The organism is Wolbachia endosymbiont (group A) of Gymnosoma rotundatum (assembly GCF_947250765.1).
In the GTDB taxonomy this organism is placed as follows: Bacteria; Pseudomonadota; Alphaproteobacteria; order Rickettsiales; family Anaplasmataceae; genus Wolbachia; species Wolbachia pipientis.
The window spans coordinates 550,483-572,491 of record NZ_OX366347.1 but is presented as its reverse complement, the minus strand read 5'-3'; the positions used below and the strand labels follow the sequence as shown (position 1 = coordinate 572,491).

At 35.2% G+C, this 22,009-nt stretch carries 16 protein-coding genes and 2 pseudogenes; 10 read left to right on the top strand and 8 right to left on the bottom strand.

All coding sequences use genetic code 11. From position 1 onward, the window contains the following. Nucleotides 1-482: 482 nt before the first annotated feature. Both OOK97_RS02885 and guaA read left to right on the top strand, forming a co-directional pair. Nucleotides 483-632: a hypothetical protein gene (locus tag OOK97_RS02885; RefSeq protein WP_264705578.1), complete on the top strand. Its 150-nt coding sequence runs from the start codon at nucleotides 483-485 to the stop codon at nucleotides 630-632. 281 nt (nucleotides 633-913) lie between these two features. Beyond that, nucleotides 914-2,476 carry a glutamine-hydrolyzing GMP synthase gene (gene guaA, locus OOK97_RS02880; protein WP_151807741.1) on the top strand — a complete coding sequence of 521 codons (1,563 nt, stop codon included), beginning with the start codon at nucleotides 914-916 and terminating at the stop codon, nucleotides 2,474-2,476. A 32-nt stretch (nucleotides 2,477-2,508) separates the two neighbouring features. Here the strand turns inward: guaA and OOK97_RS02875 are convergent, their stop codons facing one another. After that, complete coding sequence (locus OOK97_RS02875) at nucleotides 2,509-3,216, bottom strand: TerC family protein (protein ID WP_038199715.1); 708 nt, start codon at nucleotides 3,214-3,216, stop codon at nucleotides 2,509-2,511. Nucleotides 3,217-3,613: 397 nt separating this feature from the next. On the opposite strand from OOK97_RS02875, the gene OOK97_RS02870 reads away from it, so the two are divergent. The 4 genes from OOK97_RS02870 to OOK97_RS02850 all read left to right on the top strand — a co-directional run bounded on the left by OOK97_RS02870 (nucleotide 3,614) and on the right by OOK97_RS02850 (nucleotide 9,586). Next, nucleotides 3,614-3,796 (top strand): hypothetical protein, encoded by a 183-nt coding sequence (locus OOK97_RS02870; protein ID WP_006279522.1) that lies wholly within the window; start codon nucleotides 3,614-3,616, stop codon nucleotides 3,794-3,796. A gap of 185 nt (nucleotides 3,797-3,981) precedes the next feature. After that, nucleotides 3,982-4,797 (top strand): ankyrin repeat domain-containing protein, encoded by an 816-nt coding sequence (locus tag OOK97_RS02865; protein ID WP_264339309.1) that lies wholly within the window; start codon nucleotides 3,982-3,984, stop codon nucleotides 4,795-4,797. A 275-nt stretch (nucleotides 4,798-5,072) separates the two neighbouring features. Beyond that, on the top strand, nucleotides 5,073-7,568 hold the full coding sequence (gene mutS / locus OOK97_RS02860; protein WP_264705577.1) for a DNA mismatch repair protein MutS: 2,496 nt from the start codon (nucleotides 5,073-5,075) through the stop codon (nucleotides 7,566-7,568). An 839-nt stretch (nucleotides 7,569-8,407) separates the two neighbouring features. Continuing rightward, on the top strand, nucleotides 8,408-9,586 hold the full coding sequence (locus tag OOK97_RS02850; RefSeq protein WP_264705653.1) for a ribonuclease D: 1,179 nt from the start codon (nucleotides 8,408-8,410) through the stop codon (nucleotides 9,584-9,586). A gap of 33 nt (nucleotides 9,587-9,619) precedes the next feature. On the opposite strand, the gene OOK97_RS02845 is transcribed toward OOK97_RS02850, so the two are convergent. Both OOK97_RS02845 and OOK97_RS02840 read right to left on the bottom strand, forming a co-directional pair. Next, nucleotides 9,620-9,874, bottom strand: a complete 255-nt coding sequence (locus OOK97_RS02845) for a hypothetical protein (protein WP_264705576.1) — start codon at nucleotides 9,872-9,874, stop codon at nucleotides 9,620-9,622. After that, nucleotides 9,871-10,827 carry an IS5 family transposase gene (locus OOK97_RS02840; protein ID WP_253303449.1) on the bottom strand — a complete coding sequence of 319 codons (957 nt, stop codon included), beginning with the start codon at nucleotides 10,825-10,827 and terminating at the stop codon, nucleotides 9,871-9,873. Before OOK97_RS02840 ends, OOK97_RS02845 begins: the two co-directional genes overlap by 4 nt. Nucleotides 10,828-10,995: 168 nt before the next feature. On the opposite strand from OOK97_RS02840, the gene coaE reads away from it, so the two are divergent. Then, complete coding sequence (coaE, locus tag OOK97_RS02835) at nucleotides 10,996-11,583, top strand: dephospho-CoA kinase (protein ID WP_006280338.1); 588 nt, start codon at nucleotides 10,996-10,998, stop codon at nucleotides 11,581-11,583. 349 nt (nucleotides 11,584-11,932) lie between these two features. Next, the gene (locus OOK97_RS02830; protein WP_264705575.1) at nucleotides 11,933-13,336 is read left to right on the top strand and encodes an NAD(P)H-dependent flavin oxidoreductase; all 1,404 of its coding nucleotides are present in this window, start codon (nucleotides 11,933-11,935) and stop codon (nucleotides 13,334-13,336) included. 48 nt (nucleotides 13,337-13,384) lie between these two features. Here OOK97_RS02830 and OOK97_RS07575 read toward each other — a convergent pair. From OOK97_RS07575 to OOK97_RS02800, 3 genes and pseudogenes are all read right to left on the bottom strand, one after another. After that, nucleotides 13,385-14,471, bottom strand: a pseudogene (locus OOK97_RS07575) (IS3 family transposase). A 170-nt stretch (nucleotides 14,472-14,641) separates the two neighbouring features. Beyond that, nucleotides 14,642-15,814 (bottom strand): porin, encoded by a 1,173-nt coding sequence (locus OOK97_RS02805; RefSeq protein WP_141456814.1) that lies wholly within the window; start codon nucleotides 15,812-15,814, stop codon nucleotides 14,642-14,644. Between the two features lie 62 nt (nucleotides 15,815-15,876). Beyond that, on the bottom strand, nucleotides 15,877-16,692 hold the full coding sequence (locus tag OOK97_RS02800; RefSeq protein WP_264705573.1) for a hypothetical protein: 816 nt from the start codon (nucleotides 16,690-16,692) through the stop codon (nucleotides 15,877-15,879). A gap of 409 nt (nucleotides 16,693-17,101) precedes the next feature. Between OOK97_RS02800 and OOK97_RS02795 the strand changes: the two genes are divergently transcribed. Beyond that, nucleotides 17,102-18,448 carry an IS110 family RNA-guided transposase gene (locus OOK97_RS02795; RefSeq protein WP_264705004.1) on the top strand — a complete coding sequence of 449 codons (1,347 nt, stop codon included), beginning with the start codon at nucleotides 17,102-17,104 and terminating at the stop codon, nucleotides 18,446-18,448. Between the two features lie 95 nt (nucleotides 18,449-18,543). After that, nucleotides 18,544-19,329: an enoyl-ACP reductase FabI gene (locus tag OOK97_RS02790; protein ID WP_006280349.1), complete on the top strand. Its 786-nt coding sequence runs from the start codon at nucleotides 18,544-18,546 to the stop codon at nucleotides 19,327-19,329. On the opposite strand, the gene secD is transcribed toward OOK97_RS02790, so the two are convergent. Then, nucleotides 19,326-20,834 (bottom strand): protein translocase subunit SecD, encoded by a 1,509-nt coding sequence (gene secD, locus OOK97_RS02785; protein ID WP_012673078.1) that lies wholly within the window; start codon nucleotides 20,832-20,834, stop codon nucleotides 19,326-19,328. The genes OOK97_RS02790 and secD overlap by 4 nt on opposite strands. A gap of 164 nt (nucleotides 20,835-20,998) precedes the next feature. Continuing rightward, nucleotides 20,999-21,980: pseudogene (locus tag OOK97_RS07570) on the bottom strand (IS3 family transposase). Between the last annotated feature and the right edge of the window lie 29 nt (nucleotides 21,981-22,009).

Below are 22,009 nucleotides of genomic sequence, written 5' to 3'. Positions count from 1 at the left end.
ATATAACGCACTTTTATTGGGAATAGAAACGAAAAAACTTTCTTGACAAACTCCGCCAGCCCTCTTATCATAAAATTGAAGCTATTTATTTATCTTCTCTGTACAGATTAAATGACAAAAAAACTCACGTATCTGGCGTCTCATGTTTAATTTTTTGCACTATGTGCACCTTATGTCTTTATCAAACTTCTACCTACATAAGCTGAAACGCGCTTATAAAGCGTTTAAAACATAAAAAAACGCCAACTTAAAAAATGGATAGTGAATAACTAGCTACCCTAGGGTTTCTTTTGCCTTTTTTCTGTTTAGTAAATTTCTTAAACATTTATAGCTAAGGTTAGTTGCATTTAAAAGCAGCTGAGTCGCGGTTATTAAGCGTTTAGAATAAAAAAACGCCATACTTGAAAGTATAATGTAAGTAATTAGCCAACTACGGGGCTTCTTTTGCCTTTTTTTTCATTTGGTAAATTTCTTAAACATTTATGGCTAAACGACAATCGTCATCCCGCTACTTGTTAGCGGGATCTATTGCCGAGATACCGCGAATGAATCGCGGTATGACGGTTCGCGGTGGCATGACGATAACCTCGTCATCCCGCTGCTTGTTAGCGGGATCTCTTGTTAGCGGCTGAGATACCGCGAATGAATCGCGGTATGACGGTTCGCGGTGGTATGACGGTTCGTGGCAGCATGAAGATAATCCCGCTACTTGTTAGCGGCTGAGATACTGCGGCGGTATGACGTAGATTGCTGTCATTCCGCTACTAGTTAGCGCCGCAGCGGTATGGTGTAGGAAAATTAGCTATATAGCTAACTTGTACCACGCGTTAAAGCTTTTAAACAGGTCTTGGTTTACTTACTCCATTATTTTCTTTATTATCAGATATCATTTTAAATAATATGGAGGAGCAAATTGTCAGCAATTGCCATTATTGATTTTGGTTCACAGTTTACACAGCTTATCGCAAGACAAGTAAGAGGAATGGGTGTTTATTGTGAGATATTTCCAAGCAACATCAGTTTTGAAACAATATCAAAATTCAATGGGTTTATTCTCTCTGGAGGACCACAATCTGTAAATGATGATTGTTCTGAAACAAGTAGAGTAGTACATGAAATTATAAAACTTAATGAGGCAACAAACGTTCCTATACTTGGAATATGCTATGGACAGCAACTCATTTGTCATTATTTTGGAGCAAAAGTAAAAGAGAGTTTCAAACAGGAGTTTGGTAGAACTAAAATCAAGATACTAAAAGAATCCCCCATTGTAAAGGATACCTGGGATGTTAATTCTGAAGTGGATGTATTAATGAACCATGCGGACAGTGTTGATACTATACCACAGGGATTTACTGTTATCGCATCAGGTGTGATAAATCAAACAATTGCAATGATTGTCAACGAACAGCGGAAGATTTACTGTACTCAGTTCCATCCTGAGGTTAAGCCCACAACAAATGGCAGTAAATTGCTCTCTAACTTCTTGGATATTGCAAATTGCAAAAGAGACTGGACAATGAAGTCGTTTATTGAGGAGCAAAAGGAAAAAATCAAAAATGTAGTAGGAGAGAAAAAAGTAATCGCTGCAGTAAGTGGTGGGGTTGATTCAAGCGTTGCAGCGGCTCTCACACATAAAGCTATAGGAAAACAATTGAACTGTATTTTTATCGATACTGGGTTGTTACGCAAGAACCAAACCATCGCTATGTTGAAAGAGATTCCGATAAATTACGTTGATAAATCAAATTTATTTTTGAGTAGGTTGAAGGGAATAACTGATCCAGAAGAAAAGCGAAAAATTATCGGTAACACTTTTATTGAAGTGTTTGAAGAAGAAGCAAAAAAAATAGGTGATGTGGATTTTTTGATGCAAGGTACCATCTACTCTGATGTAGTTGAGTCAGGGCATGCCTCAGACAACACTAGTACAATTAAGTCTCACCATAATGTTGGTGGGTTGCCAGAAAAGATGAATCTGAAGTTAGTGGAGCCTTTACGTTACCTCTTTAAAGATGAGGTAAGGCTACTTGGAAAAGAAATTGGGCTTTCAGACGAGATAATATTTCAACATCCATTTCCTGGACCCGGACTTGCAGTGAGGATTATAAGTGAAGTCGATAAAGAAAAGGTGCAAATATTGCAAGAAGTAGATGAAATATATATTAATACGATGAAAAATTACGATCTATATGATAAGATATGGCAAGCTTTTGCTGTATTATTACCAATAAAAACTGTAGGCGTTATGGGAGATGGTCGTACGTATGGATATGTTTGTGCTTTAAGGGCTGTAACATCATCTGATGGTATGACAGCCGATGCATTTCCATTTGAAGATAAGGATCAACACTTGCTAGTATTTTGGGATTTTTTACGCAATGTCGGCAGTATAATTGTTAATAATGTTCCCGGAGTAAATAGAGTTGTTTATGATATCACTTCTAAACCACCCGCAACTATTGAGTGGGAGTAAATCAAAAAGATCCCGCTGCTTGTTAGCTGGATCTAGAGATACCGCGAATGAATCGCGGTATGACGGTTAATTTTCTTTATTTTGCTTATAATTTCCACAAGCAGTGCAAACATAAATGAAGAATACAAATATCCTTTTGGTAATTCTATATGAAATCCATGAAGTATGAGGTACACACCGACAAGTAAAATAAATAAAATGGCGATTATTTTTAACCCTGGGTTAGATTTGATTAACTGGGCGGTATAACTTGATAAAAACAGCATTGCTAGCATGGAAAATGTAAATGCTGTAGCAATTATTACCATGTTATAAGTTAGTGCTATAGCAGTTAATATCGAATCAACCGAAAAAACTAAATCTATTAATATAATTTGTAGCACAACTAAAAAAAATTTTGATTTAACGTTTGCTTTCTTTTTATTTTTCTTACATACAAAGATGTCATCCCGTAACTCCATAGAGCTCTTAACAATAAGGAATAATCCCCCTGCGATCATAAGTAAATCCCTTGCTGATGCAGTGTGAAATATAGGTTTTTGCATTGATAATATAGATGATGTAAAAAATAGTATTACAAAACGCATTAATAGTGCTAATCCAAGGCCCATAAGGCGCACTCTTTCTCTCAGCGCATTTGGTACCTTATCTATTGCTAGAGAAATAAAGATTAAATTGTCTACACTAAGTATAGTTTCAAGTAGTGTAAGTGTCAGTAAAGTCCAAGCATCAGTTAGCATTTTTGTTTCAAATTCGGTTCTTCTTACTCTACAATAGATGTGTAAAAATTAAGTGACTTCACTCAGAAGTTTTATAGCAGTTCTCCAGAAAAACAGGATATATAAAGTTCAGCAGCTTCTTCTATTTTCGTTTTTGAGCAAAATCAATAATAAGAGAGTTTCTTATTTTCATGCACGCAAATAAGATAAAGCCTTATTTTCATTTTTGACTTTATTTGAAAATAATATATACTATAAAAATAGTGTGCTCGGTTGAATGAATGTATATTAAAGGATCACCATCAGGCAAAGTATTCGCTGGTTATCAGGCATTTATACCAAGCCCCTTGCCACCAAAATTTGAATGGGACAATGATTTAGTTAATAGTCTTTAAACCCTTACTTTACTATAAGGAAAGTGGTTGAAAACTTAGGTGTCGTATTTACAACAGCCCAAAGAGCAATCGTAAAGCTTGAAGATTTAGGCATCGTTTCACAAACTTCTCAAGGAAAGAGAGATCGGGTTTATTGTGCAACTGATATTTTGAATATTCTAGAAGAACCAACTAAGATTACAGAGAACTTCGATAGCACATTGTAGCTATTGTGATGAATAAATTCAGCAAACAGCAAGCTTAAAGAGTCTGATCCAATGGACATGCTGAACAAAAAGTAAGGAGCTCCTTTTGGAGGATTATATTAACTTATTAATTAATTGCTTGACTTTTAGCAGGATTTATTATATTATTTATTAATGAGTAATGCAATCAAACCAAGGAGGATAGCATGATAAATAATTTGGATTCAATAATTCTTGGAATAAAAGATGGTGAAAAGGCGATTGAAGATTTAAGGGTTGTTCTTAAAAAAAGAAAAGAAGAAGTTATTACTACACAGACATTTAATTACGCTTTACGATGCCCAAAAACTACAAAGGAAGCGATAGTACACGAAATTCTGCTTCATTTTATACAAAATCCTGGCGAGCAATCACTAGAACAAGTGATACAATGCTTAGATAGAGCAATACAATCTGGGATATATGCAAAAAACAACCCAATAAGAAATCTAGATGAAGAATTTCGTACTCATATAAACTTTAAAGATGAAGAGGGAAATACATTACTACATCATGCAGTTATAGGTAATAAAACTGAAGAAATAACCACCCTTCTTGTTACATATAGTGCAAATCCTTTGATACAAAACGCGGATAATAAAATTCCTTCAGATTTAGCTCAAGGAAAAACAAAAGAAGTGCTTATTAAAAGTATGAAAAAACAAGCTCATACGAAAAAAGAAAGCGCTATGATAGGCAGTTTAGTGCCTGGCATAATGATTGGTGGTTTTCTTGGTGTTGTACTTGGAGCTGGTGTGTATGTTGCAGTAAGTCTTTCTGGTGGTATGATACTAGGTGTAATGATAGCATCTGTTCTTGTTGCTAGTATAGCTGTTGGGCTGGCCATGTATTTTTTGAGTCAAGACTATGAACAGGCTAAAGCGATAGAAAAAACTATTAGCACTGTTAGCTCTGTTAGCTCTGAAATATCTGTTGGTGCTGCAAATGGTAAAAATGATAAAGAAGGGCAACAACTTACATAGAAAAAGCTATAGTATTTTTCAAACTAAATAATAAACCTTGTAATTAGGATATTCTGGATTCCAGCGTCACGCGCTGGAATGACAACTGCGTTTTTTGTTTTTTTGTCATCAAATACTCCTACTCTTTATGTCATCCAAGTGTCCTGACTACTTGGATCCAAGAAATTTAATTGTTTTAAATTTTCCCCTCTATACACCTATTTAAAATTTATGTTATTCACATGTGCAATATAATCTATAATAACGTTTATCAATACAATATATTAAAAAATATTATGAGCTTCGTAAAAGAAAAAAACACCCCTGTGATGGAGCAGTATTTGAACCTGAAAGCTCAATACAAAGATCATCTGCTATTTTATAGGCTAGGAGATTTTTATGAATTGTTTTTCGATGATGCTATTAAAGCTGCGAAATTGCTGAATATAGTGCTCACTAAGAGAGGTAATTCGTGTGGGCAAGAAATACCAATGTGTGGAGTGCCAGCACACAGTAGTGAATCTTACCTACACAAGCTAATAGATTTAGGATTCAAAGTAGCAATCTGTGACCAATTAGAAACTGCTGATGAAGCAAAAAAGAGGGGCTATAAATCCATAGTAAAACGTGATGTAGTGCGAGTTGTAACTCCAGGTACAATTATAGAAGATTCACTACTGGAGGATAAAAGCAATAATTATCTCGCGTCCATAGTTGAACAAAATGACGAATATGCTATTAGTTGGCTTGAATTATCGACGGGAAAATTTTTTCACACTTTAACGAGTTTGAAAGCTCTAGATAGTGATTTGTTGCGTATATCACCAAGAGAATTATTAATTTCTGAAAAACTCACTGAGGACGAAAAAATTAGATCGATTTTAAAAAACTATAAAATATCAATTACACAACACGCCCAGAGTTTTTTTGAGTATAGTAAATCTCACAGAACGTTATGCGAGTTTTATAAAATCAGGGAACTTGGGAGTATAGGAAATTTCAGCAAAGTAGAGATCATGGCGTGCGGTGCACTGCTTGAATATGTCAGAGTAACACAAAGGGGCTCCATTCCAAGGCTTGAATTCCCAAAAACCTATAAGCAACAAAATTTCATGCTTATTGATGCTTCAGCAAGGAGAAATCTTGAGTTATTTTCAACTCAATTTGGTGAAAAGAAAGGTTCACTAATTTCAGTTATTGATCACACAGTTACAGCCTCTGGTGGACGCCTGCTCAAACAAATGCTCGCTTCACCCCTTGCTTGCTCCAAGGCAATCAATTTGAGGCTCAGCACCGCTCAATTTTTTGTAAATAATCATGAGCCACGCAGAAAAATACGAGAGATATTATCTAACATTCCGGATATTGAAAGGTCTTTATCGCGCTTAATACTAGGGCGTGGTTCACCAAAGGATATGAACCTATTGAAAATAGGCCTAGGAAAGACTTTAGAATTGTCTGAGTTCTTATGTAAAATTGAATCAGGTGAAAATGGATCTCTCCCACAACAATATGTCATCCAAACTGAGATCCAGCCAGCGTCACGCGCTGGAATAACAGTAAAATCAGACGAGAGTGAACTCAGCACAATACATAAAAGCCTTGGCAATCATAAAGACCTATTTGAACTGTTAAATAGTGCTATACTCGATAATAACCTCAGTTCCGTGAAAGAAGGAGGATTTATTCACTCAAAATACAACTCAGAATTATCTGAGTTATCCTATGTATTAAATAATAGTAATAAACTAATAACCAAACTCCGTGAATCTTATCGCGACCTAACTGGTATTGCCGCACTTAAAATATTACATAACAACATACTCGGTTATTACGTTGAAGTGTCGGCAAATCACAAAATAACTTCGGATATATTTATTCATAGACAAAGCTTAGCAAATAGCATGCGCTACACTACTAATGAATTGAAAGAACTAGAAAATAAAATTCTTACGGCACGTGATGCTGCAATCGGCTTAGAAATGAAAATTTTTAGTGAACTGTGTAGTGAAATTGCTAAAGAGTCTGAAAAAATTGCTCTTGCTGCAAATGCTTTGGCAAAACTTGATATTAGAACCGCGTTTGCAGAGCTTGCAGTGCAAAATAATTACGTAAAACCCATTATTGATGACAGCAAAGAGTTCAATATCTGTAGCGGAAGACATCCAGTGGTTGAAGTTAACGATAAATTCATTGCAAATAGCATCAATTTAGCTGGTATACATCTAATTACTGGTCCTAATATGGCTGGAAAAAGCACTTTCTTGAGGCAAAACGCTCTCATTGCAATTTTAGCTCACATGGGGTCATTTGTGCCAGCAGAGAGTGCACATATTGGAGTGATTGACAAGATATTCAGCAGGGTTGGCGCAACGGATAATATAACAGCTGGTTATTCTACCTTCATGGTAGAGATGATCGAAACAGCAACGATAGTAAATCAGGCAACGGACCGTTCCTTGGTGATACTTGATGAAATTGGTAGGGGCACAGGGGTGTATGATGGATTATCTATTGCACAGGCGGTGATTGAACATATTCACAATGTAAATAAGTGCCGCGCCATTTTTGCAACTCATTATCATGAATTAACTAAAGTAAGCAAATACTTGAAGAACGTGAAATGTTTTTGTGTAAAAATAAGAGAGTGGAACGGAGAGGTTATCTTTCTACATGAAGTAATTGAAGGCATTGCAGATGAGTCATATGGAATACATGTGGCAAAACTTGCTGGTTTTCCTGATTCTGTTTTAAATAGAGCAAGTGAAGTGTTTGAGGAGCTGAAGGCTTGAATCATTATTATAAGTGAAGAATTACCTATACAATCGTGGTAGTAGCTATAGAAACGAAAAACTTACTTGACACCCTTCGCCAGCTCCCTTATCATGATAGTGAAGCTATTGTATTTGCTTTCGCCAATCTGCAGATTAAAAGGTAAGGATTACTTAATGTATCGGCGTCTTATGTTCAATTTTTTGCAGTATATAGATACTGTATGTCTTTACAAAACTTCATCTACATCTAGATTTTTATCTAAATAAGCTGAACGCGCTTATAAAGCGTTACAAGACATCAAAAAATGCCAATACTCGACAGAGATAGTAAAAGACTAGCTAACTCGGGGATTCTTTGTCTTTTTTTCTACTTAGTAAATTTCTTAAACATTTGCAGCGTAAGTTAGTTGCAATTAAAAGCAGCTTAATCTTGCTTGTCAAGCGTTTAAAACATAAAAAACGCCAATATTTTAAAGCGGATAATAACCCCAGGGCTTCTTTTGCCTTTTTTTTATTCGGTAAATTTCTTAATATTTATAGCTAAACGACAATCGTCATCCCGCAGCGGGATCTAGAGATACCGCGGCGTTATGACAGTTCGCGGCGGTATGACGTAGAGTGCTGTCATTCCAGTGCTTGGCACTGGAATCCAGCCTTTATTATGCAGCCACTTGGTTGAAATTAAGTCTTCTAGATCCCAGTGTCAGCTACTTGGATGACAGGAGAAGGAAGCACTGGGATTGGGATGGAAAAGGCTATTTGTGTTATGCCAATGAGTGATAGAAAGTTCTGCAAGAAGTCATTAATTGCAAAAATTTAATATAAGTGGTAAAGTAGAACCACTGAATAAAAAACATATGTTAATTAATACAACGTCGGAGCTGGAGGACATATGTGAGGGGTTGATAGCAAAAAAGCCAAAATTTATAGCAGTTGACACGGAGTTCATTAGAAATAATTTAATCTACTACCCAAAATTATCGTTAATTCAAATTTCTTACGGAGAGAAGAGTTTTATTGTAGACGCATTAGTGCCAGAAATTGATTTATCATTCATTAAGAAAATAATGCTAAATCAGGGGACAACCAAAGTGTTTCATAGCTGCCGGCAGGATATAGAATCCTTACTCACTGTATTTAAATGTATTCCCACTCCCATTTTTGATACCCAAGTTGCCGCTATGTTTTGTCATTATTATCATGACTTTATTGGTTACTCAAAAGTAGTGGAGCAATATCAAGGAATAGCACTGAATAAAATTAAAGCTAAAAATTCAGATTGGTTAAGGCGTCCGTTGTCCGAAGATCAGTTAGATTATGCAGTAAACGACGTGGTACACCTATATGACCTATACCAAATATTGTGCAATAAACTTGAAGAAAATAATAGGATGGGTTGGTTTCAAGAAGAGATGGAATCAATAGTTGATATAAATAAGTATTTACATAGCCCAAAAGATGCATGGAAGAGGATTAAATTTAATTATGAAGTAAATCCAAGATTGATACTAACTGTTAAAGCAGTTAGTGAGTGGCAAGAAACCTTAGCACAGCGCTATAATATGAACCGTAATAAAATAATCAATAATGCTGTAATAGCTGATTTTATTGAAAAAAATGTAGAGCATGTTGATGAGATTTTAGATGATCTCAAGAGGAATACAAAAAATATAAAAGATGCGGATTTACTAGAGTTTGTGAATATTTTTAATGAAAATGAGAGAAATTGGATGCAGCAAAACAACACCTTATCGAGTAATTATGATAAATCTGTACTTGATATACTCTCAATTATTTTAGATAGTAAATGTAAAGAAAGTAACATATCAAGGAAATTAGTTTCTTCAAAAGATGAGTTAACCGGGTCAATATCTAGACAGACAGATAAATTATTCAAGGGATGGAGATATGATTTTTTTGGCAGGTCAGTTGAATCATTCTTGAACACAAGCTCAAAATTTGAGATTTCAGCAGTGAAATCCGCAAATAATATAACCAAAATTCAGAGTAATTTAGTGGAGAATAACTGTTGCTAAAGTAACTTAGATTTATCGACAATCGTCATCCCGCTACGTGTTAGTGGCTAAGAGATACCGCGGCGGTATGACGGTTAAGTAGGGTGTCATCCCAGTGCCTTGACTACTTCGATCCAGGAAAATTGATTGTAAACGAGCAAACATTTTCGATAAAATTACCAAAAAGCTAGATCCCAGACTGGGATGACACCACCTACAAATTGCAATGTTCGTATAGTTATGTGCTTGACACTGGGATGGCTTTGTTGCATCGCTCTTCGGATAGTAGGTAACGTACAATAAATTCATGAAGCTATCTCAAACTTAGCCATGCCTATTTCAGTAAATTTGTTAAGCAAATAACACTTGAGTAGCAGTTCCTTCTCACGATTAATCTCAGATTTGCTCCTAAAACTAAACCCAAATATTCGCTTCAACCTTGAGAAAAATCCTTCAATATACGATCTTTTTCCGTAATTTACTTCTTCTTTCCATCTTTTTATACCATTCTCACCATGTAATTTCATTAACTGAATAGCGGCATTTCTATCAAGCATATAATCCAATTTTGGATGCTCTGCTGCGTTGTTTTTCGGAGGAATTTTCGTTTTTATACCATATTGATTACACAGCTTATAGAGCTTTTCTCTGTCATATGCCCTATCTGCATATAGTACTTTTATGACATACTGAAAATCGACTTCTTTTAGCAAATCACAAGCTCCATAGTGATCAGAGTAGACACCGTTACTGTATTTTACAGCTATGGCTTTTTTGCTGTTTGTATTCAACATTACATGCAATTTTCTTGTCTGTTCATAGCTGCGATACTTTCTATCTTCGCTATTTTCTTTGCTATGACCAGGAGTGTTGTTGTATATACTAATTCCTGTACTGTCTATAGTAATTTCGATATCTTCCATATTATTTTTATCAATTCTGCAATCATTGATCTTAATATTGAGTTTCTTAAACCTTCTTGATGATTGTGAATAGCTGATAACTTGCAAATTTTTCCCAATTTGCTCAAGGTATCCTGCTATAAACCCAACTGTTTGCCTCAGGCCTATTCTAAATAAACAAGTTATTATGTGCACCAAAATTACAACTTTATCGCTATAAATATTGTTGCCACCTGGTATTTTTGGACCATTCTCGTACCACTTTTCTATGGCTTCGTTGATATAATGAAAAATATTTCCTCTTTTTTCTAGAAATTTGTTATATTCGCTATGGTTACTGACCCTCATTTTTTGTGGCATATTTTTTCTTTCAAGGTTAAATGGCTATTTTATAATGAATTTTGTCAGTAGCCACCAGATTTTTTCAGTTGCTATGCAACAAAGCCCACTGGGATCTAGAAAATCTAGTTAATATATATAGAGAAACCTTAGCTATAGTTTCAAAAGAAGTCGAATGTATTTTGTTATATGATTATAAGTCTAACAGGCGGAATTGGGGTAGGAAAGAGCTTTGTAGCTAATTGCTTTCAAGAGTTTGGTGCTGTTGTATTTGATGCTGATTCTGTTGTACACCAACTTTATAAAGTGGATAAAAGCATAATAAGTTATGCAGAGAAAAATTTTCCTGGAGTGGTAGTAAATGGTGAAATAGATAGAACAGTACTGTCTAAATATTTCTTAGCCTACGATGAAAATTGGAAACAATTTCAATCTTTGGTTCACTCTGCTGTGCTGCGTGAATTAGAATTTTTTATTGCCAAGGAAAAAAAGATCGATAGAAAACTTTTAGTTTTAGATGTGCCACTTCTATTAGAAACAAAATTTTATTTATATTGCGACCTTATTGTTTTTGTTCATGCAGATAGCGTTGTGCAAGCTCAAAGACTTAACGAACGCAACATAGATAAAGAAAAGCTTAATCTAATCTCCGATGTTCAGTTATCTATTGAGGAGAAAAGGAAGATGAGTGACTTTATTATCGATACCAGTGTAAGCAAAGAGTATGTTTTTTCTCAAGTAAAAGATATAGTGGATTCATTAAACCTAAACACGTAGCTCTACGTCATACCGCCGCGGTATCTCTAGATCCCGCTAACAAGCAGCGGGATGACGGTTGTCAGGATCCCAGCAGCCTCCCTCCCCTGTCATCCAAGTAGCCCCCTATGGTGTCATCCCAGTGCCCAGACACTGGGATCCAGGAAAATTGATTGTGCACTATAGCAACATTTTTGATCAAAAACTGGATTCCAGTGTCAAGCACTGGAATGACACCCTTCCGATGGGAACTGCTCTCAAACTACAACAGCATGAGTAGCTATAGAAGCTTTAATGATACAAGAAAAAATAAACAGCTATCATTTTTTTAGTAATTAAGTAAAATAGAGTGAAAGATTGCAAGGAAGTTTTGAAAAATAAGATAAAAAAGATAGTAATTTCAGGAAAGGAAGTGTGGCCAATCATCGAGGGCGGCAAAGGCATTGCAGTTAGTGATGGAAGATCAAGCGGAGCATTTGCTGCAGCAGATGCTGTGGGTACATTTTCTGGTGCAAATGCTAAGCTTATTGATGATAATGGCGAGTTAGTGCCACTAATTTATAAAGGCAAAACAAGAAATGAAAAGCATAGTGAATTGATTGAGTATAGTATTGAAGCTGGAATTAGTCAGGCAAGAATAGCAAATGAAATATCAAAAGGTCATGGAAGAATACACATGAATGTACTTTGGGAGATGGGAGCAGCAGAACGCGTGCTTCATGGCATATTAGAAGGAGCGAAAGGTTTGATTCATGGTATTACCTGCGGTGCTGGTATGCCTTATAGGCTTGGAGAAATTGCAGCTAAATATCAGGTTTATTATTACCCTATTATCTCATCGGTGCGTGCTTTTAAAGCATTATGGAAGCGTGCTTACCAAAGAATATCTTCCTATTTGCTTGGTGGAGTAGTGTATGAAGATCCATGGCTTGCTGGAGGGCACAATGGACTGAGTAACAGTGAAGACCCAGAGCTACCACAGGCTCCATTTGAAAGAGTTGCAGAGCTTAGATCTTTCATGAACGAGATCGGTCTTTCAGAAACACCAATTGTTATGGCAGGAGGAGTGTGGCATTTGAAAGATTGGGAACATTGGTTTGACAATCTGCAAATTGGACCAATAGCTTTTCAGTTTGGCACTCGTCCACTTTTGACGAAAGAAAGCCCAATTTCTGCAGAGTGGAAAAAGAAGCTACTCACTTTAGAAGAAGGTGATGTATTTTTAAATAAATTCAGTCCAACAGGGTTTTACTCATCTGCAGTAAAAAATAACTTCATACGTGAGTTGCAGGAACGGAATTCACGTCAAATAAAGTTTTCAGAAAATGCTAGCGAAGAATTTAATAATGAATTTGCAATGGGTAGCAGAGGTAGAAAGATCTACCTTACTGCAAAAGACAAAGAACTGGCAAATACATGGACTAAAGCAGGGTATACAAAAGCAATGAAAACTCCAGATACAACTGTTATTTTTGTGACGCCAGGCAGGTTTGCAGAGATAAGACAAGATCAAATCAATTGTATGGGATGCTTAAGTCATTGTTTGTTTAGCAATTGGAAAGATCATGGTGACCATTCAACAGGACGAAAGCCAGATCCGCGTAGTTTTTGCATACAAAAAACACTGCAAAACGTTATACACGATGGTGATATTGAGAACGAACTCATGTTTTCCGGGCACAATGTGTACAAATTTAAGCAAGATCCATTTTATGAGAATGGCTACGTACCGGCAGTAAAAGAACTGGTGGAAAGGATATTGACTGGGTATTGAGTCAGTGACCTTACCCAGAAAAAGTGGAGAGAAAGTGTGGAATGTTTTTTACAAAAAGAATGATGCATCAAATTGTTCTGGAATGCAATAGTTAATAGTGACGTTGTTTGTTATAAAAAATTTCTATGTATTCAAATATTGCAGTTCTAGTTTGTTGAGCAGAGTGTTGTGAAGTATCAATAAGTATTTCTCTTTTCAATGAGCTAAAGAAGCTTTCTGCAACAGAATTGTCGTAACAACAGCCTTTATTACTCATCTATATTCTTTACAGCTAAGAGATATTGATACCCTTGCGCAGTATATTGTGAACCTTGGTCACTGTGCAGCAGTAGATTTTTAACAGGTTTACACCTATTAATGGCCATTAATAAAGAGTTCATAACCAATTGTTTATTTATTGCACTACTCATTAACTACCATACGTGAGAATTATTGCTGCCAAATATAGCCATCCCTCCTTGGTTTTGATGTAAGTAATCCCATACTTTATTTGGTTGATCAACAATAAAGTTTTGATCTAGTATATTGGGAGCTACAGCTCTATTATCTGTTTGTTGTTTTTTAATTTTAAACTTTCTTTTCAGTATAGCCCTGATGTCATTTTTCTGCATAATACTTTGCACCGTTTTCAAATTGCAACTTTTACCCAAAGCCTTCAATTCAGCATGAATTTTAGGAGCTCCATATCTACATTTAGAAACTTGATATATTTTTTGAATAGCTTCGAGTAGCTCTTTATTTGCTGATTCTCTACTGCTTATTTTTCTTGTGGTCCACTTATAGTAGCCACTAGCAGAAAATCCTACATAATTCCTGTACTTTATAGCAGTTACTATATAAAAAAATATTTTACTCTTTTTGACTGGCCAGGGCTTTTTTTTAAATGTCTCTTTCCCTTGTTACTCTTGCTTTGTAAATCAAACCTCTCTTTGTCGTAAGGAGCCATGTTACCTCTACCTGGAAATGCATCTGCTGCCGACTTTTTTTCGTTGTGTTTCTTTATCCATTTTCCTAATAAACCACCCTTTATTCCTAAATTCTTTGCTATTTTTGTAATTGTTTGACCTGCCTTTCTTTGTTCATTTGCCAGTTTAACAGCTTCCAATTTGAATTCTGCTGTATATTCTCTTACCATTTCTAATCCTCCAAAATTTTATTTTACCCGAAAAAACTCCTTTCTTTCTCTCCACTTTTTCTGGGTAAGGTCAGTTTACTGGCCTCTCCATGAGTGAGATTGAAAAATTAAGTGGAAACCTGTGAACGGTTACCTTGGATGACAGAAAAGAGTGTTGGAAGGAGGCAATATTAAAAACTTAATTTCAGTCCAGCCAAGAACACATAACCAGAGTTGTTATTTTCTATTTTAGGCTCTTTTGTACTAAACTTTACAATATCGAAATAGTATGAAGTACCTAAAAAAAGAGAATTTTCAAGACTTAAAGCATATGATGTTAACTCGTTTGTACCTTCGCCTGCAATATCCCTACCACTACTAAAATATGTTAAGCTCGATTTGTAAGAATCAGAACGGTAAGCGATACCTGCATTCATATAATACGTATTATTTGTTTCAGGATTACGCTTCTCACCAGATTTACCACCATTACCATACGAAAAAATGCAGTCAAGATCGAACAATTTTAGCTTCAAACCAAAATTCCAGTGTAGTAATTGATTGCGGCATTCATAATTTTTAGAAGTCCCATCTGAGCAATCAGTTAAATTTTCTCTTGCAAATTCACCAGTTAAGGCAGTAGTAAAACCTATATCATCTGACAAGCTGTTTTTATAGGAAAGGCCAGCAGCAATTAAATTGCTGTACTGTAAGTTATTTTTTCCTGGAACATAACTGAATCCGAGTTGAAAGTTATAGATTTCAGGGGAGATGTAGTTAATTGATGATTGTTTTAACCCTAGTTCGAGTTCATTATAATCGCTATAAATATTGGGCTTGACCCAGAACACCTTGTCTTGATCATATCCAGGGTCACCATCTTTTTTATGATCACCGCGCAAATTTGCATAGTTTGTCCAATGACCATTTACTCCTCCAGCAGCTGCATAAATTTTTGAAGTGTTAATTAACATGCTCTGACCAACTAAACTTCTTTTACCATATTCAATTGATCCAAGTTCCTGGTTTTTTATGATAAAATACCATTCCTCCATGTCTAACTTTTCTATGTCTAACGCTTTTAGGTTTGCAATACCAGAAACCCCTGCCTTAACATTAACCCCCATTTGAGTATTTGGATAAACTTGCTGTAAATAAAGAAAGCGCAAGTATGAATAACTTGAAGTTTTATCCTTAGGCTTAGCATTGAAAGAATCTCTGTTGAAGGCGTAGCCGAATCTCAAATCTATTTTTCCGTCTAGTTCTGCATAAAATATTTCCTTATCCAAAATTGTTTTAGAGCTAGCACTATTCTGCAAAAACAATGATGAAAGCAGTGCTACCAGGTAGTACTTTAACTTCATAAATAAACTTAAATCTTTATAAAAATTTAAGTTTAAACTCAATATAAATAAAAAACAACTTTTCAGAAGGCACCGCTGGTAGATTTTGCTGCCTGTTTTTGAGCTATATTCCCATAAATTATTGATACACTTGGTAATTTTCGCTTTAATAACTGCTTATTAATGGCAGAATGTATACGATTAATTATTTTAGATATACTTTTTACATCGCAGTTAATCAAAACAAAAAGCACTTTATTCTCATCAATATACCCTAGAAAATCATCACTACGGCAATTTTTATAAAAATGTTCTATGATAACTTTCAGTGCATTATTTGTCTCACTACAGCTACTATTTAAGCCAATTACTCCTATAGCTGCATTAATTTGATGTTGAAAGGCAAAATTTAATATAACGTATAACTCTAGAATAGTGGACTCATTGCCCGGTATATCGAATAAGTCATGGTTTTTATATTTTTTACCCATTAGATATTTATCTCTAAAGATTCCTAGTTTATGGGACAAACTGATATCACGTATTAATAGCTCATAATTTATTTTATTACTGGCAAATTGTGCAGTGCGGAAAACTTTTACTTTTGTCCTGATATCTTCTCCTTTAGCATCAGTTAAGGAAAAATCTATCACTTTAGGTAATATATCAAGTAAATCGTGCCCATTTTCGGTATACTCTAAATAATTCTTCACGTTGTCAGCTGCTCTTGTGCTTAAGATATTAATTAATGGCTTATTAAGCAAATTCTCCTCTTCATATTTTAACAAATCCCTTGCAACTTGATTGAGCCCTAAAATTAACACGTTTTTTTTCTTATTATCCTGACAAACAGATACCACAGCATCATCTTTTCTTCTTGCAGTTATGAAATCATCCATACTTTCATTCTATACAGCGTATTTATAAGTATAATAAGATTATATTAAGATTTACTTACTTATTGATATGCTTAATTAGGTATAGACAAAATGTCATACGGGATGGCTTTGTTGTAGAAGAATCAAGATTACTGTTAATAGCACCGAACAGAAAAATCTGTCAAACCAGGAAGAAACTCTCCAATTTAAGTTTTAGTAGTTTTTAAGTACAATTGTACAGGAGGTGCTTTTGCAGTTATAACCGAATGTTTCACTGGTGCCATAAGTGCCCGTTTTATAGCATGGTTTTGGGAGGAACGTTCGAACCATTGATGGAGCCATATTTTATGACTACCTCGTTTAGGAGATTGTATAATCTTAACCATTCCCAAGCTGAAGCGCTTCGTTATTATAAATTATAGGAGCTACCATGAAAAAAGCAAAAAGTAAATTAGAGATAATGAATCCTAACGCAGCAGGAATAGATATCGGTTCATCTGTGCATTATGTATGTATACCTGAAGAAAGAGATGAACAACGTGTACAAAAGTTTAGCTGCTTCACAGAAGATCTTCACAATATAGCAAAGTGGTTAAAGAAGTGTAAAGTTACTACAGTAGCTATGGAGTCAACAGGAGTATATTGGATTCCTTTGTTCCAAGTACTTGAATCGTATGGATTCGAAGTAAAACTGGCAAATGCAAGGCATGTAAAAAATGTACCTGGGAGAAAATCAGACGTCCAGGATTGCCAATGGCTACAACAACTACACAGTTATGGGTTAATCCAAGGATCGTTTAGGCCAGATGATCAAATGTGCATATTGCGTAGTTATGTTCGGCAACGTAAAAATCTTACAGAAAGTGCGACTACACACATTAATAGGATGCAAAAGGCGTTAGTACAAATGAATATTCAGTTACATAAAGTAATAAGCCATATAACAGGTGTCACTGGAATGCAAATTATTAAGGCTATAATCGAAGGTGAAAGAAATCCTAATAAATTAGCTGAATTAAGGGATGTGCGAATAAAGAGTGATAAATCGGCTATTGCCAAAGCACTAACAGGTGACTACAGAGAGGAACATTTATTTGCATTACAGCAGGAATTTGAACTATACAATGTTTATCAGGAAAAAATAGCAGAGTGTGACAAAAATATTGAAAACCACTATAAGACATTTGAAGCAAAATCTGACGAGAGTAGAGAGTTAAGCAAGGAAAGAAGTAAGTATCGAAAAGATAAGCTAAACTTTGCCTTGCGTGAAGAATTGTATCGAGTAACCGGTATAGATTTTACTAAAATTCCTGGATTTGATGTACTAACTGTACAAGCTATTATTTCGGAAGTTGGTATTAACTACAGTAAATGGCAATCAGAAAAGCATTTTACTTCATGGTTGGGGCTAAGTCCTGCTAATAAGATTACAGGGGAAAAAGTATTTAGGACAAGAACTCGTGAGGTTATCAATCGTGCTGCGAATGCATTTCGAATGGCTGCTTATGCCGTGGGAAAAAGTAAGAGTGCATTGGGTGCATATTATAGAAGATTAAAAAAGCAACTGGGATCCCCAAAAGCAATTACTGCTACAGCAAGGAAATTAGCGTGTATCTTCTATCAAATGTTGAGATACGGACAAGAGTATGTGGAAAAAGGAATGAACTATTACGAAACACGTTACAAAGAGAGAGTCGTGAAAAATTTGATCAAAAAGGCACGGGTTTTTGGTTATATCTTGGTGCAACAGGAAGAGCTAATTGAGGGAGTTTCTTAGGAGACTTCAAGTTACTGCAAAAAATATTTTAAAACATAGTGATATCTTGACTTTACCTAGTTAATATTCCAAATTATAAAAAAACAGATAGTTCTATGACGACAAGTCTATTACAAGGCAAAAAGGGATTAATAACCGGAATAATAAATAAGAGATCAATAGCATACGGTATAGCAAAAACTCTCTCAGAGCACGGAGCAGAACTTGCAATCACCTACCAGAATGAAATAATAAAAGAAAAACTATCACCAATAGCAGATGAACTAAATGTGGAGCTAATATTACACTGCGACGTTTCAAATGAAAAAATCATAGATAACGCTTTCGAAATAATAGAGAAAAAATGGGGTACTCTTGACTTTTTGGTGCATGCAATAGCATTCTCCGATAAAAATGAGTTAGATGGTAAATATGTCAATACTTCACTGGATAACTTCCTCAATGCAATGCATATATCGTGCTATTCTTTTACTGCTTTAGCGCAAAGGGCTGAAAAAATGATGTCAAATGGTGGTAGTTTACTTACTTTATCTTATTATGGCGCTGAAAAAGTTATGCCAAATTATAACGTTATGGGTTTATGTAAAGCGGCACTTGAAGCAAGTGTAAAATATATAGCATGTGATCTCGGGCCACAAAATATCAGAGTAAATGCAATTTCCGCTGGTCCAATCAGAACTTTAGCATCTTCTGGAATAAGCGATTTTCACTCCATATCAGAATGGAATAGAAATAATTCTCCGCTCAGACGCAATGTTACAATAGAGGATGTTGGCAAGGCAGCGTTATACTTATTAAGCGACTTAAGTAGTGGCACTACTGGAGAAATTTTGCACGTTGATTCAGGATATAACGTTGTGGGAATGAAGGTAGTTGACTAACAAAGCACTAGTTCCTTCGGGTTCATACACAACTCTATCAGGAGTTTTGTGACTGTGATTGCAGAAAACATCGAACATAAAATTCCTATTGATAGAGTGACAGAAAAGCCTCTTATTGCTCCACTGCCAATAATGAACATTATTCCTGCAGCAATTAATGTAGTGATATTTGAATCCAGTATTGTCTTTATAGCGTTTTTAAACCCTTCTTCAATAGCACGTTCCACTCTCTTGCCAGATTTGATTTCCTCACGAATTCGCTCAAATATTAAAACATTTGCATCCACCGCCATACCAACAGTAAGTGCAATACCGGCAATTCCAGGTAAAGTTAGAGTTGCTTCAAGCAGAGTGAGAATTGATAATATAAGAACTACATTAGAAAAAAGTGCAACAGAGGCCAATACACCTAATTTGCCGTAAGTGATGATTATAAATAAAGCCACGGCTATAATAGAGATTGTTGCTGCCATTTCCCCTGCCTTTATTGATTCTTCTCCAAGACTTGGGCCAATGTTTTTTTCTTCAATTATTTTAAGTGGTGCTGGCAGTGCTCCAGATTTTAAAAGTATTGCAAGTTCGCTTGCTTGTTTTTCAGTAAAATTACCGCTAATTTCTCCCTCTCCATTTAAAATTGGCTCACGTATTGTAGGTACTGTTAAGACTGTGTTATCCAGAACAATTGCAAAAGGTTTTCCCACATTTTCTTTAGTGATTTTCGCGAATCTTTTACTCGCTATGCTGTCAAATTTAAAATGCACTGTCGGTTTACCTAAATTGCCGAATCTAACTGACGCGTTAACCAGCGAATCGCCACCTATTTCAGTTTTGCGGAATATTGGATAAGAATTACCTAAAGAATCCTTGAGCATGACAGTAGTTTCGTGATCTATATCCTGCACCTTGGCTATGTTAGTGTTTGCCAAATGAAAAGCTAGCTTAGCAGTTTTGCCAAGTAAAGATTTTATCTGCTTGGTGTCTTCTACTCCAGGCACCTGCACTAATATTTTATTCTGCCCTTGTTTTTGAACGCTGACTTCCTTTGTGCCAAGTTTGTCCAAACGGCGCTGGACATTGTTTATTGATTCTGCAGCTACTTCACTGATCAAAGAATTTTTATAATGGGGTTTATACGAAATGAGAATCGAAGAATCTTTTCTATTTAGCTCTAAATTTGGATTTATCGCATTAATCAACACAGATGCTTTTTTATAATCATCAATATTATTTAAAGTTATAACGCTATTTTGTACGTTAGATTCAATATTTTTTGTTAGCAATGTCTCTTTTATTTCGTTAGCTAGCATGCTTAGCTTTTCCTTAAAATAGAAGTCTAAGTCTATGTTTAAAAGCAAAGATGCCCCTCCTTTCAGGTCAAGGCCTAAGTTTATTCTTTTTTTCGAAATAAAAAGCTTATTATCAAAGAAATTTGGCAGTGTTATGTATAAAGCAAATAAACAGATGCATAATACTGAAAAAGATTTGACTATAAGTCTGTTGTACATAAGTTGTAGGTTTAAAATTGTAATAATTGATTGTAAGTTAAAAATAGATTTTTGTAAAATTCTCTATTTGACCTTACCCAGAAAAAGTAGAGAGAAAGTTAAGACGTTTTTATCATGAGAATAAATTGTGCAGGAATGCAATAGTTAATAGTAGAATGTCTACGTTATTTGTTATAAAAGATTTCTATGTATTCAAATATGGCAGTTCTGGTTTGTTGAGCAAGAAGTATCAATAAGCAGCTCCCTTTTAAGTGAACTTTTCTGCAACAGAGTTATCGTAACAACAGCCCTTATGGCTCATGCTGGAAATGATGTTTTTTGTATTCAATAGAAATTGGTAATTTTGAGAAGTATACTGTGACCCTTGATCGCTATGTAACAGCAGATTTTTATCGGGTTTGCGTTTATCAACGGCCATCAATAAAGAATCTATAACTAATTATCATGTTACTCATTAACCACCATGCGTGAATATAGGTCAATTATTGCCGCCAACAACCTTCTTTAGTTTTTATGTAGGTAATCCCAAACTTTATTTGGCTGATCAGTAGTAAAATTTTGATCCAATGTGTTCGGAGCCACAACTCGGTTGCTTATTTGCTGTTTTTTATTTTTGAACCTTCGTCTAAGCTTGGTTTTAATGCCATTTTCTTGCATAACACTTTGTACTGTTTTAATTTTTGCCTAAAGCTTTTAATTCAGCGTGAATTTTAGGAGCTCCATATCTGCATTTAGAATGCTTGATGTATTTTTTGAATATCTGCTAGAAGCCCTTCTTTTGCTAATTCTTTACTGCTTTTTTCCTTAGCAACCAATACCACCAGTACAAAACCCTACATAGTTCCTGTGTTTTATAGCAATTTCTATATAAAAGAATACTTTACTCTTTTTCTTTGCCCAGGGCTTTTTTTAAAATGTCTCTTTCTCTTGTTAGTTCTTTTTTTAGATCAAATCTTTCTTTGTCATAAGGAGCCTTTGCCTGGAAATGTGTATGCTCCAGACATTTTTCCATCATATTTTCTTACTTAACATACTACCATCTATACCTAGATCTTTTGCTATTTTTGTACTTGCTTGACCTGTTTCTTTAACCAGCTTAACAGCTTCTAATTTGAATTCTGCTGTATATTCTCTTCTATTTGTCATATTTTGAAAAAACGTTTTATTTTACTCCA